Origin of the sequence: Sorangium sp. So ce381, from assembly GCF_051473845.1 — a bacterium.
GTDB classification, from domain to species: Bacteria; Myxococcota_A; Polyangia; order Polyangiales; family Polyangiaceae; genus Sorangium; species Sorangium atrum.
On sequence record NZ_CP150336.1, the window covers coordinates 5985838 to 6000415 of the forward strand.

The 14578-nt window shown below is 73.6% G+C and carries 1 protein-coding gene; it reads right to left on the minus strand.

What is annotated here, in order from left to right:
- Positions 1-10 precede the first annotated feature (10 nt).
- Entirely contained in the window at positions 11-14572 is a 14562-nt protein-coding gene (locus tag WMF29_RS22470; protein WP_437330795.1) for an SDR family NAD(P)-dependent oxidoreductase, read from the minus strand.
- Between the last annotated feature and the right edge of the window lie 6 nt (positions 14573-14578).

Sequence of the window (14578 nt, forward strand, 5' to 3'; positions counted from 1 at the left end):
GATCGAAGGGTCATCGCCATTCGCCTGAGGGGCCCCGGTCCAGCCGGCGGCGCTCCGCCTCGCGTTCCTGGCCGTCATCGAGGCTCGCCCGGACGGCCGAGGAGCCGTTCGTCGCACCCGCGCCACCCGCGCCGCCCGCGCCCCCGCCCTGCAGCCACCCCAGCAGGCGCTCGACCTCCGCGTCGGACATCCGCGCGACCTCGCCCGCGAGGTCCTCGGGCACAGCGCCGTCGAACCGCTCGACGGCCGCAGCCGGGGGGCTCGGGGCGCGCCGCCCGGGGGCTACGCCGGCGCGCTCCGGGGCGTCGGCGCGCTCCGGGCGCTCCGGGTTGGCGCGCGGCCGCACGGGCTCCGCGCCGCCCCCGCCGGCCCCGGGCGGCTCCGACGCGCGCAGGGCCGCTTCATGGTGGTCGACGAAGAACACCGCCAGATCCTCCACCGTCAGCTTCTCGAAGAGGAGCGTGGAGGGCAGCGCGCCGACCCGCTGCTCGAACCGCCTGGTCACGTTCAGCACCACCAGCGAGTCGACGCCGTACGCATCGAAGTTCCGATGATCCTGGATGGATTCCGGTTCGATCTTCAGGACATCGGAGAAGATGCCTTTCACGTACGTGCGGGTGCTCTCCAGGAGCGCGGCGCGATCCTGCCGGGCCTCGGCAGGCGGCTGAGCCGCGACCGCTGCTCGCTGCCGCGCCGGCCGCTCTTCCGCCCCATGGCCGTTGCCCTGCTCGCGCGCATGCCCGTTCACTGGCTCGCTCGCGCGCACCTCGTGACCACGCGCCGCTCCGTTGATCTCGCGCACCTCGCGCGCCCTCTCCGGCCTCTCCGGGGGGACCGCGGCGTGGGCCGCTCGGGCCGTCGGAGCCGGCGAGCCCGCGTCGAGCTCGACGACGCCGTCGCTCTCGACGACGAGGACGGCCTGGTCCTGCGCCTCCAGCGCGACGCCCGGCAAACCGAGCGCGCGGAGACCGCGGAAGCCGAGGCGCCCGAGGACCTCCCGCCAGCCGGCGATGCTGAGCAGCGGCGACCCCTTCATGCGCAGGGGCTCGTCCTCGAAATGCCACCAGCCCGGGGTGAGGCCGAAGGTCAACGTCGGATACTCCTGGACCCGGGTGACCTCGTTCAGGATCAAGAGGCCTCCGGGCCGCAACAGGCGCTTGCTCCACCCGGCCGTTCTCTCGATCTGCCGCGTGGCGTGGAACACGTTGGTCCCGAAGACGACATCGACATCGTTGCTCCGGAAGCCCTGGGCCTCTGGATCCTTCTCGAGGTCGAGCACCTTGAACTCCGCCGCCGGATGGCGGTCGCCGAAGGTCCGCTCGCCCTGGCGGACGAAGGCCGCGGAGATGTCGGTGAAGACGAGCTGCACCCGATCGCCGAACGACGCCAGCGCCTCGAGCACGAAGGCGGTGGTCCCGCCGGTCCCGGCGCCGACCTCGAGCACGCGGACGACCGCCGTGGGATCCTCCGCGAGGCGGAGCCGGCAATAGCGGGCGACAACGAGGGCGACCCATCGGTTGTAGTGATCGACGACCGGGCTGCCCTTGTAGATGTTCTCCACGAGCGACGTGGTCCCGCCCGGGAATAGGACATCCATGTGCCCTCGCCGCCCGGTCAGCACCTCTCCGTAGGCCGAGAGGCAGGCGGAGAGGAAGCGCAGCATGTCCTCGAGCCCCGGGTGCTCTTGAAGAAGCCGTCGAGTCGCCTGCTCCTGGTCCCATGCGTGGAGGGCATCGGGGAGGTCGGCCGCCGCGGTCACCGTCTCGCCGTCCACCCGCGCCCAGCCGGCCCGCTCGACGATGCCCAGCAGGGCGTCGAACAGGCGATGGTAGTGCGGCGCGATCTGGAGCCCTTCCCGCAGCGCGGAGACCTGGCGCCGCTCGCCCGCGCGGCGGAGCGCGCCCATCCCCTGAAGGGCCCGCAGCAGCGCCCGGGCCCCGAACGCCTGCAGCGCGCGGCTTGCCTCGCCGGAGAGCTCGAGGGCGCGCGCGTCGATGGATGGGGGCTCCAGGCGATCGAGCGCGGCCTCGATCAGCGAGGGCGCGGCCGGGGCAAAGGCCTGGTATCGCCGCTCCCACCTCACCCCCATCGCCTGCAGGAACCCGGGCTCGGCCTTGAAGGCCAGCACCTGCTCCAGCGGGCTCGCGGCCACCCTGACCACCGCCTCCAAACCCTCGTGGGTGTGGATGGGGTGGACGCCGAGGGCCGAGAGCCGCTGCCGGACCTCCTCGTTGGCCACCGCGCCCACGCTCCCCCAGAATCCCCAGTTGATGATCCTGACCGGAACGCCGGTTTGCTGGTGGAGGGCCAGGGCGAACGCGTCCTTGAAGACGCAGCCCGCTGCGTAGTTGCTCTGGCCGGCGTTGCACAGGAACGACTGCCCGGCAGAGAAGAACATCAGGAGATCGAGCGGCTCGTCCCGCAGCGCGCGGCAGAGAACGACGCTGCCGCGCACCTTGGGCCGGAGGACCGAGCGGAGGGTCTCCGCGTCCATGGTCATCAGCGTGCGGTCCGCGAGCACCATGGCCGCGTGGATCGCGCCGTCGATGCGGCCGAACCGCTCCCGGGCGCTGGCGACGGCCGCGCGCATGGACTGCTCGTCGGCGATGTCGGCCTGGAGCTGGAGCACCTCGCCGCCGAGGGCCCTTATCTCCTCGATCTGCTGCGCCGCGACGGCGCTCGGCGGCTTGCGGCCGAGCAGCACGAGGCGCGCGGCGAAATGCTCGGCCAGGTAACGGGCCAGCTCGATCCCGATGCCGCCGGTGCCGCCCGCGATGAGGTAGACGCCCGACCGCTTGAACGGCGCGTGCGGCGCCGGCGGCAGCGCCACCGGCTCCAGGATGGGCACGCTGCGCACGCCGTCGCGGTAGGCGACCACGCCGCCCGGAGCGCCGGGGTCACGCGCGATCGCCCGCCACAGCGCGCCGGCCCGGAGCGCCTCGCCGTCGCGCCGCAGCTCGGCGGCGTCAACGTCGACGACGTCGACGACGCCGATGCGCACGCCGGACAGCTCCTTGGCCGCCGAGCGGCAGAAGCCCACGAGATCGCCGCCGTGCGGCGCGACGCGCTCTCCTGCCCTGACCGGGTGGACGCGATCGACAACGACCTTGAAGAACATCCCCTCCGGCGCTGGCCGCAGGGCGAGGATCGCCCTGAGCAGGTGGAAGGCGGCGAAGACGCCGCTCTCCTGGCTCCGCTCCAGGGCCTCGAGATCGTCGAGCGCCGCGGGCCCGGCCTGCAGCCCACCCAGGAAGTAGATGCCCGCGATCGGCGCGTTCGCCCGCAGGCACGCCGCGAACGCCTCAGGGTCGCGCCGGTCCACCTCGAGGCGATCGGCGCCGGACAGCCTCGTCTCCCGGCTCAGCGTGACCAGAACGACGCGGCGATCGGGATGGACAGCGGCGATCGGCTGCGCCGCGTCGCCCCACGAGGGCGGCGCGAACACAAGGACGGCGCCCGGACCGGCGGCGTCGCGCGCCTCCTCGGCCGGCTCCGAGACCCAGCGTGGCCGGAAGAAGAGCCGCCCCAGCGGGTCCCTGGGAGCGCGCACGACGAGGCCCTGGAGCTCGACGCAGACGGCCCCGGAGACGTCGAGCAAGGACACCTTGTAACGGTCCTTCTCCGCCTGCCTGACGTGGGCATAGAGCCGCGCGCCCAGGGGACGGAGCACATCCACCCGCTCGACCGTGTACGGCAGCGCGATCGCCTGGCCCTCCCTGCCGTGAGACGCCGACAGGGCCATCGCGGTCTGCAGGGCGCCATCCATCAGCGCGGGATGGAGGCCGTAGCGGTCCAGCTCGCCGCGGAACGCGCCGTCGAGCTCCAGCAGCGCCAGGGCTTCCTCCCGGCTGGCCCAGACGCGCTTGATCACGCGGAAATACGGTCCGTAACGCAGGATCGACCCTTCGAGCCCGCGGTAGAACTGCTCTCCGTCGGCGAGCTCCGCGCAGCGCGCCTGGATGTCCTGGAGGGCGAGGCGCTCGCCCGAGGCCTCCGGCGCAGGCGCGGCCGGGTGCAGCTCGCCTTCGGCGAAGACGGTCGGCTCGTCGTCGCCCGACGCGATCTGGAACCGGTGGTGCTCGCGCTCGGGGTAGACGTGGAGCCGGACATCGACGGGCCCGGTGACCTCGAGCCGGTTGAGCCAGAACACCCGGCGCAGGCTGGCGCGCCCGCCGGGGAGCAGCCGGCTGGCCGCCGCGCTCGCCATCTCCAGGAACCCGACGCCCGGAAGGACCGCAGCGTCGTGGACGCGGTGATCCCTGACCACACGATCTCCCGGGTAGAACGTCTTCCGGAAGGTCAGCCCTGCGCCGAGGCTCTCCGCGAGGTCGACGCCGTCGACGAGGGGGTGCAGGCGCGCCGGCGCCTCGCGTTCGACCGGCTCGGGAGACAGCCAGTAGCGCGCCCGGGCAAAGGGATACACGGGCATGACGAGCCGGCGCCATGTGTCCTCCGGGAACAGCGCTCGCCAGTCGGGGTCGTGACCGCGGGTGTAGAGATCGGCCAGCGCGAGGAGCTTGCTCCGGTACGCGCCGCCCGCACCACCGGCGTCGCCCGAGGGAGCGCGGCGCAGCTCGCCCAGGAGGACGCTGGCGAGCTCCCGCAAGGCGGGCTCCGGTCTGGCCGGCTTCGCGCCGAGCTCTCCGAACACGACGCCGCCGTCGGCCTCGCCCCGGATCACCGCGCGCAGGCGCGCGGTCAGCTCTTCGCGGCTCGCGGCCGCGAACGCGGCGCGGACGTCGAAGTGGGCTCGCCCGACGAGCAGGGTATAGGCGATGTCGCCGAGCGCCTCGGCGGCGCCGGCGCCCTCCAGCCAGCGCAGGAGCTCGCGGACGCGCTGCTCGAGCGCGGCGCGGGTGCGCCCGGAGAGGGCGATCAGGAACGCGGGCGGGGCCGCGGACGGGGCCGCGCGCGGGCGGGCGGGCGGCTCCTCGAGCACCACGTGCGCGTTCGTCCCGCTCATCCCGAAGGAGCTGATCGCCGCCCGGCGGGGCCCCGAGGGGCGCCACGGCCTGAGCTCGGTGTTCACGAAGAAGGGGCTGTTCGCGAAGTCGATGTGCTCGTTGGCCCCGCGGAAGTGGAGGCTCGGGGGGATCTGCCCGCGCTCCATCGCGAGCACGGCCTTGATGAAGCCCGCCACGCCCGACGCGAGCGCCGTGTGGCCGATGTTGGTCTTCACCGAGCCGATCGCGCAGTAGCCCGTCTTTGACGTGAGCGTCCGGAACGCGTCGGTCAGCGCGTTCACCTCGATGGGGTCGCCGAGCCTGGTGCCGGTGCCGTGGGCCTCGACGAGGGTGATGGACTCCGGATGCACGTCGAAGTCGCGGTAGATCCGGGCCTCCAGCTCGGCCTGCGAGAGCGCGCTCGGCGCGGTGATGCCATTGGTGCGACCGTCCTGGTTGACCCCGGAGCCGGCGATCACCGCGCGGATGGGATCCCCGTCGCGGAGCGCGTCGTCGAGCCGCTTGAGGAGCACAACGCCGACGCCCTCGCCGGGGACGAAGCCGTCGGCGCCGTCATCGAAGGTCCTGCACCGGCCGCTCGGCGAGAGCATGCCTGCCTTGCCCGCGACCTCATGGAAGTGATGGGAGGTCATCAGGCAGACGCCGCCCGCGAGCATGAGGTCGACCTCGCCGCTCCAGAGGGCCTGGCAGGCCATGTGGATGGCGATGAGCGACGAGGAGCAGGCGCCGTTGATGGTGATGGCCGGCCCCTTGAGGTTGAGGAAATAGGCGATCCGGGCGGCGATGACCGAGGTGTCGTTGGCCCAGAGGGTCTGCGGCTCGTCGAGATCCTTCGGGGACATGAAGGCCTGGTAGTTGCCGTCGAGCGCGCCCGCGTAGACGCCGCAGCGCGCGCGATCGAGCGCCTCGGGCGTGTAGCCGGCGCCCTCCAGGGCCTTCCATGCCTCCTCCAGGAACAGCCGCTGCTGCGGGTCGGACAGCTCCGCTTCGCGGCCCGAGATCTTGAAGAAGAGGGGATCGAACTTGTCGATGTCGTCGAGGAAGCCGCCCCAGCGGAACTGCGCGGCCGATCCGCCGATGCGATCGGGATCCCACCGATCCTTCGGTACCTCGGTGATGCAATCCCGACCCGCCGCCAGATTGTCCCAGAACGCGTCCAGGTCGGGCGAGCCGGGGAATCGACCCGACAGGCCGATCACGGCGATGCGGCGCGATCTCGCAGCCGCCGGGGCCTGGTCTCGCGGTGCGGCTGCGCTGGAGAGCGCGGGCGGCGGCGGCGCGGCTTCACGCGGCGGCGCGGCCTCGCGCGGCGGCGCGGCCTCGCGCGGCGGCGCGGCCGGGCGCAGGGCGTCGCCGTGGGTCTCGACGAGGAACCGAGCCAGCGCGCGCACGCTCGTCCAGTCGAAGATCACGGTGGTGCGGAGCTTGACGCCGAACGCTTCGTTGAGGAGCCGGACGAGATCCACGCCGAGGATCGAATCCACGCCGTACTCGGCAAAGGGAGCCGAGGGATCGATCGACGCGACCGGCAGGTCCAGCGTGGCGGCGACGCACGCCGTGACACGCGCCTCCACCTCGTGGCCATCGACCGGGCGCCGGGGCGCCGGCGCGTCCTTCCGCGCTGGCACATCGCCTGGATCGGCCGCGGCCACGCTCTCCCGACGCGCGCTCGCGGCCTCCTCGGCGCTCGCGGGGCGCACGGCCGCCGCAGCGCCGTGCGACGGCCCCCTCGCGACGATCCCGTCGCTCTCGGCCACGAGCACCTGCTGCGGGATCACGTCGCCCCCGGGCCCCACGTAGCCGAGGGGCAGCACCGGCGAGAAGCCCGCCTGCTCGAGCAGCCGCCTCCAGGCGCTCCCATCGAGCAGCGGCGCGTGCGGAAGGCGCTCGGCTTCGTCCTCGAACGCCCACCACCCCTCGAGCAGGCCGAAGGTCATGGTGAGGAAGCCCTGGACCCCGGTGCCCTCGTTGGCGACGAGCCACCCGCGCGCCTTGAGCAGGGTCTTCGCGCGCCCCAGCGTCTTGGCGATGTCGCGGGTCGCGTGGAGCACGTTGGCGGCGAGGACCAGATCGAACTGCCCCGCGGGAAAGCCCTGCTCCTCCACGTCCTTCTCGATGTCGAGGACGCGGAACTCCACGAAGGGATAACGCTCTCCATACGCCCGCTTCCCGTGGAGGCAGAACGCCTTGGAGACGTCGGTGTACACGTAGCGCACGCGCGAGCCGAAAGGCTGCAGCTCGGCCAGGACGCCGGCGCTCGTGCCCCCGGTGCCGGCCCCGATCTCGAGGATGCTCACGCGCTCCCCCGGCGCCTCGCCGAGACGCTCGCGCACGAACGCCGCCGCGCTCTTCGCCACCATCCGGTTGAAGAGGTCGGCCGCGCCGTTGCCCCGGTAGATGCCCTCGACCAGCGCCATCGACCCGCCGGGGAAGAGCACGTCGGTCGCCGCGACCCGGCCGGTCAGGATCGCGGGGTAATGGCGCAGGCATTCCCACAGGAGCTGGACGTGGGCGCGCGCCTCGGGGTGAGCCTCCATCAGGCGATCTCGCTCGCCCTCGAGGGCAGCCAGGCTGCCGGCGGGGCGAGCCAGCGGAGCCGCCGGCCCGGCGTCGCTCCGCGCCTGTTCGGCCTCGTCGAGGAGGGCGAGCAGGGCCGAGAACAGCCGGTGGTGCGGCGGCGCGATGCCGAGCCGGTCCCGCGCCTCGACGGCGCTCGCGCGCGCGCCGGGCCCCCGGGAGAGGCCCATGTCCCGGAGCACGGCGGCCAGCGCGCGCTCGCCGAAGGCGTCGAGCGCGGAGAACGCCGGGCCGAGATCCGGGAGCTCGGCGCGCCGGCCCTCGTCCTCCAGCGCCGGGGCGAGGCGCGCGAGCAGCGGGGGCGAGCTCTCTGGCAGCAGCTCCAGGGAGCGGTCATCGGCGACGCCGAGCGCGCGGAGGACGTGCTCGTCCGCCGGTACGACAGCGAGCTGGGCGGCGCGCTCCGCGAGGAGCCGCTCCAGCGCGGCAAGGCCCTGGCCCGGCGCGATGGCGCCGTACCCCAGGGCGGCGAGGCGCTGGTGGCCGAGCGCGTCGCCGTCGTCCCAGTAGCCCCAGTTGACCACCTTGACGGGGTACGCGGCGGACCGGGCCAGGCTCGCCCCGAGCGCGTCCTGGAACACGCTGCCGGCCGCGTAGGCGGCCTGCCCCTTGTCCCGGGAGGAGGACTGGATCGAGGAGAAGAAGACAAGGAAACCCGGCGTGTGCTCGGCGAGCGCCGCCGCGAGCGCGCGGCTCCCCCAGAGCTTGGCCCCGAGCAGCTCGAGGAACCGCTCAGGCGACATGGCCGCGAGCGGCTCGCTCGCGAACAGGAAGGCGGCGTGGAACACCCCGTCGATCCGGCCCCAGCGGGCGCGGACCTCGCCCAGCGCCGCCGCGAGCTGCCGCTGGGAGCGGGCGTCCGCCTGGAGGTAGAGGACCTCTCCGCCGGCGGCCGACACGCGTTCCATCCGGCCGCGCAGGGCGGCGTCGAGCGGGCGTCGGCCGATCCAGACGAGGCGCGCGCCGGCCGAGGCGGCGAGGAACAGGCTGAGATCCATGCCGATCCTGCCCGCGCCGCCGACGATGCAGTAGACGCCGCTGCGCCGGAACGGCGAGCTCGCCGCGGGGGGCAAGGCGATCGGGCGGAGCACGCGGCGGTAGCACCGCCCGCCGCGGAAGGCGCGATCGTGCGCGTCGGTCGCCGCGCCGCCCAGGGCCTGCTGGATCGCGAGGGCGTCGGCCTCGGGCGTCTCGCCGTGCACGTCCACGCCCTGGACGAGCAGCCGGGGGAGCTCCTTGGCCACCACGCCGGCCAGGCCGTGGAGCGCGGCGCTCGGCGGATGAGCGAGCTCGCCGGGCAGCACGGCGTGCGCCCGCTCCGTCACAAGCGCGAGCCGCGGCGCCGGGCCGCTCTGCTCGCCCAGCGCCTTGATCGTGCGGAAGAATGCCAGTAGCCCCCGCGCGACGCTGCGATCGAGCGCCTCTTCCTCGAGGTCGTCGCCCGCCCGCCCCGGCCTGCCAGCCAGGAAGTAGGCGCGCTCCGCCGGCAGCAGGTCCTGGAGGGCGCGCTCGAGGGCGCCGGCGTCGCCGACGGAGACCGAGCGCCCCGCGGCGGGCACGCCTCGCCCGTCGCCGTCGCCGGTCAACCACAGCGCGCGGATCTCGTCGCGCGGATGGGCGCGCCGGATCGCCTCGGCCAGCCGCTCGCCCCCTTCCGACACGACGATCAGCACGCGCTCGGCGCCCGGGCGCGGCGCGCCGGACACCGCGGTCACGGGCTCCCAGCGCGCCTGGAAGAGGGTGTTCGGCGCGGCGGCCGCCTCCGCGGCGAACGCCGGCGCGGCGCCCCCCACCGCGGCGAGCTGCGGCGCCTCCACCGCGGCGAGCTGCGGCGCCGGCAGCGCGGCGACCTGCGGCGCCGGCAACGCGGCGACCTGCGGCGCCGGCATGTGCGGCGCGGGTCGAGCTTGCTGCACGGCCGCGACCTCTCGGCTCGGCGCCCAGTACCGCCTGGGGGCAAACGGATAGACGGGCAGCGGGACGCGCCTCGGCCGGACGGGCTCGCGCTCGTAGAGCAGGCGCCAGTCGACATCGATGCCCGCCGTCCAGAGCCAGGCCAGCTTGTCGTACTCGCGATCCTCGACGATGCACTGGAGGAACGTCCGGCCGGAGCGCCCTTCGATCAGGGGCGCGGCGAGGGCGTGTGGCCTCTTCGCGGCGCCCCGGTGGAGCCCTTCGCGCGCCTTGCCGTCGCGGGTGTCCTTCAGCGCCTCCAGGAGCTCGTCGAGCGACCGCACCACAAGGGCGAGGCGGGCCGGCATCGCCGCGCGGCCCACCTGCAGCGTGTAGGTGAGGTCCGCGAGGCTGAGCCGCGGCGGCCCCTCCGCCTCGCCCGCGCCGCCTTGCGGCAGCGCGCCTCGCGACGCGGAGAACCTCTCCGGATGGGTGGCCGCGAGGTGGCTGGACAGCGCCTTGACGTCCGTGAGCCCGACCACGAGGTCGGGCTGGATCTCGATCCGGTGCCGCTCGCGCAGGCGCTCGGCGAGGCGGACGGCGTGGACGGGCTCGAATCCATAGGAGCTCAAGGCCACGTCGAGCTCGATCTCCTCGGCCCGCACCGACAGGAGCTCGGCCACCACGTCCCGCAGGGCCGCCTGCGCCGCGGCGAGGACGCCGTCACCATTTGCGGCACCGTTTGCCGCGCCGTTTGCGGCGCCGGCCGGCAGGGCGCCGCTCCCGCGCCGCTCCAGGAGGTCGATGAACCGGCGCACGTAGTCGTCGAGGCGCTCCTCGTCTCTGGCCGAGAGCGCGAAGACGCGCGGGCGGCCGTCATCGGGGGTGACCCGGTTGTCGTGCTCCTCGAGGATGACGTGTGCGTTCGAGCCACCGGCGCCGAAGGAGCTGACGCCCGCGCGCCGCGGCACGGTCCGCCGCGCGCCGCCCTCCTCGAGCACCGGCCGTTGCCAGGGCGCGAGCCGCGCCTGGACGCGGAAGGGGGAGCCCTCGAAATCGATGTTCGGGTTCGGGGGGTCGGCGTGGAGCGACGGCGCGAGCTGCCGGTAATGCATCTGCAGCAGCACCTTGGTCACCCCCGCGATGGCCGCCGCGGCCTCGAGGTGACCCAGGTTGGACTTGGCGGAGCCGATCGCGCAGTACTGGCGATCTGCGGTTCCCTTCCGGTAGGCCCTGGACAGGCCGGCGATCTCGATGGGATCCCCGAGGGCCGTCCCCGTGCCGTGGGCCTCGATGTAGCTGATGCTCCGTGCGGCGACGCCGGCCTTGCGGAGCGCCTCCTCGATGCAGTCGCCCTGCGCCTTCGGGCTCGGGACCGTGAAGCCGCTCGCGCGGCCGCCGTGGTTGACGGCCGTCCCCTTGATGACCGCATAGATCCAGTCCTCGTCGGCCACGGCCCTGGCGAGCGGCTTGAGCACGACCGCGCCGACGCCCTCGCCGGGCACATAGCCCGTCCCTCCTTCTCCGAAGGTGCGGCAGCGCCCCTCGTCCGAGAGCAGGTTCCCCTGGCTGAGGAAGGTGTATTTGTTCGGGTGCAGCGACAGGTTGACCCCGCCGGCGATCGCCGCGGTGCAATCGCCCGCGCGGATCGCCTGGCAGGCCAGGTGGATCGCCGTGAGCGAGGAGGAGCACATCGTGTCCAGCGACACGCTGGGCCCGGCGAAGTTGAAGAAGTACGAGACCCGGTTGGCCACGGACGCGTAGAGCGAGCCCAGGGTGGGACCGGGCTGCCCGGGCCCCACGCCGGCGGAGAAGAGCTGGTATTGCCCCCACATCACGCCGGCGAAGACAGCGACCCTCTCGGCGGCGAGGCGATCTCCGCCGTACCCGGCGTCCTCGATCGCATGGTAGGCCGCCTGCAGGAACAGCCGCTCCTGAGGATCGAGGATCTCGGCCTCTCGCGGGGAGATATTGAAGAAGAGCGGATCGAACTGGTCGAAGCGCTCGAGGAACGAGCCCCACTTGCAGGGAGACGTCCCCTGCCGCCGCTCCTCGGGGTCAAAGTGAGATCGGTAGTCCCAGCGCTCGCCGGGTATCTCGATCACGAGATCGTGCGCCTCCGCGAGGTGGCGCCAGAACGCATGCAGATCCTCGCTCTGGGGGTAGAAGCCCGCGAGCCCGACGATGGCGATGTCGCCGGTGGCCCCGGGCGGCACCTCGACGCCGGACGCGGCCGGCGGAAGGCCCGGCGCGCCAGTCGGCTGGGCGCCCGGTGCCCGGCCCGAGGCGGCGCTCGCCGCCGCCGCGGGCGGCTCGTCCTCGGCGGGGTCCAGCGACAGGATCCGCTGGAGGCGCTCGGCCTCTCCTGCCACGACGAGGAGCCGGGTGAGGCCGGCGCCCAGCGCGACATGGAAGGCGCGCAGGCCGGAGGGGGTGTCCAGGGGAACGATGCCCGTCTGCTCGGCGAGCGCGGCCTCCGCATCCGCGTCCACCTGCATGCCGCCGTCGCGCCAGAGCGGCCAGTTGATCGAGAGGCTCCTGCCCGAGCGCTGGCCTCTCTGCCGCAGCAGCTCGCGGTGGGCGGCGTGGTGGTCGAGGAAGGCGTTGGCGTACGCGTAATCGCTCTGGCCGGCGTTGCCCCACGCCGCCGAGGTCGACGAGAACGAGACGAAGAAATCGAGCGGCTCGTCCCGGGTGGCCCAGTCCAGCGCGAGCGTGCCGAGCACCTTGGGGCCAAGGACCGCCTGCACCGCCTCCTTCGTCTTCGAGGGGATCAGCGCGTCCCGGATCAGCCCCGCGGCGTGGATGACCCCATCGAGGCGCCCGAACCGGGCCTTGATCGCGGCGACCAGATCGACCACCTCGCGGCGTCGGGAGAGGTCGGCCTGCAGGTAGACGGCCTCCGCGCCCTGCGCTGCCAGCGCGCGCAGCGCGGCCGCCTGGGCCTCGCCGAGCGGCGACCGGCCGACGAGCGCGAGCTTCACGCCCGGCTCACCGGCCAGGAGCCGGGCGAAGAGCAGGCCGAGCTTCCCCGTCCCGCCCGTGATCAGGTACACGCCGCCTGGCCTGGCGGGCCCGCCCGCCGCGGCAGGCGGGGTCCACGTGCGCCACCGCCGCGCCCAGTGGCGGCCGCCTTCGTAGCGCAGCTCGAGGGCGTCGTCGCCGCGCCCGAACGACGGCAGGACCGCGTCCAGCAGGCGCGCTGCCCCGCCGCCGCACGCAGGGTCGATGGCCAGGGTCCTGAACCTCAACCGAGGGTTCTCGCGGGAGAGCGTCCGGGCGAAGCCGCCCAGCGCGGCGAGGTGGGCGTGGTCTCCGTCGTCGCGCTCGACGTAGGCCAGGACCGCCTCGACCGGCTCCGCTGGCGAGCACGCGCAGAGCGCCTGGGCCAGCCAGAGGGCGGCGTGGATGCCGCGCTCCAGGCCGCGCGCGATCGCCTCGTCGTCGCCGGCGAACGGATCCTGCCCCCAGAGGAACAGGATCCGCGACGGCAGCCCCGAGCGCGCCTCGAGGCCGTGCACGAGGGCGTGGAAATCGTCGGGGGACCGCGGATCCACCTCGAACGTGTCGGGCGAGATCTCACGGAACCGCGCGCCGGGCCGGACGAGGACCACGGGCCCGGCGGGGTGCCCGTCGCGTTCCCGCCGCGCGATCAGGGCGTCCCGCGTCTCGGTGCCGGTGTCGAAGATCCAGAACGCGCCGGGCCGGAGATCGGCGGCGGCGGCGGGAGCTGGTCCCCACGCCGGCCGGGCGAAAACGACCTCGGCCGGCCGGGGCGGCGGCGGAGCGCGATCCGGCGGCGGGGCGCGATCCGGCGGCATCGCTGGCCGGGCGAACCGGTCGGCGTGGTGGCTCGCCAGGTACGCGGCGAGATCGGCGACGGTCGTGTGCTCGAACAGGAGCGTGGGATAGAGCTGCGTCTGCAGGCGCTTCTCCAGCATCCGCACGAGCCGCAGCAGGTCTGCGGAGTCGAGCCCCTGCTCGTAGAAGCCGACGTCGAGCGGGACCTCCTCGGCGCCCTCGCCATGGAGCCCGCCCAGCATGGCGCGCAGCTCCGCGACGATGGCCCCGCGCACGCCCGGCGCCGCGTCCGGGCCGCCCTGCGCAGGCGCCTGCGCCGCAGCCGAGCGCGTGGCCTCGTGGCCCACAGGCGCGGCGGGCTTGCCTCCCGCGGAGGCCTCGCCTCCTCCTGCGGGCGGCGCCGCGTCGAAGCCCGCCGCCGCGCCGGCCGCGGCGGTGGTTGGCGACGAGGCGCCCGGCCCGTCCTTCGCGGGCGCCGCCTCGACGGACGGCGCGAGCTGCTGGATGAGCTGCTTGAACCGGACACGCTTGGCAGAGAACCGGCCGTACGCGGCGACCTGCCTGCCGCTAGGATCGTAGAGCTCGATGTCTCCGTAACTCACGTGCTGCGAGGAGCTCCTGAGCTCCTGCTTCTTCATGTGGACGAAGCACGAGCCCCCCAGCCGATCCACCGCGCGGAAGACGTCGACATGGAAGGGAATGAACGGGACCTCGGTCGTCTGGCCCGGCGGCACGATGAAATACGGCGGGAACACCAGTGCGGAGTCGAGGAACGCCGGGTGGAGGTGGTACTCGTCGAGGTACTCCTTGCCGAGAGAGCCGAGCTCGAAGAAGGCCAGGAGGTAATCCTCTCCCTCGTCGACGTGGCCGCGGACCTTCATGAAGTCGTCGTGGACGATCTCCATGCGCCGCGTGGCGCTGTAGATCTCCTCGAGATCGACCCGGCGCCTCGCCCCTCGCTGCAGCGCCGCGATGTCAATTGTCTTTCCGAAGGGGGATGTGTCCTCCACGAGGTGGCATGACAGGTTGTCCGTCCATGCTCCGGAGGTGTCCTCTGCGCCGGCGTCCCGGCTCTGCACGACGACGAGCCAGCCGCCATCCGCTCGGTCCACGGTGACGAGGACCCGCTTCGGCGCGTCCGCGCCGGGCGCGACAGGGGTGCGGAAGAGCAGATCCCGGAAAGCCATCCGGTAAATGGGGAATCCGCGCTCCCGCAGGACCTTTGACAGGACCTCTATCCATGCGGCGCCGGGCAGGAGCCGCGTCCCGTGGACGCGGTGATCCCGGAGCATCAGGTTGTCGTGATGAACGGTGAGGTGGCACCGAAAGGGATTCATCGACTC

Excerpts from the sequence above, each read along its gene's own strand:
- WMF29_RS22470 (WP_437330795.1), bottom strand. The coding sequence starts at position 14,572 with ATGAATCCCTTTCGGTGCCACCTCACCGTTCATCACGACAACCTGATG.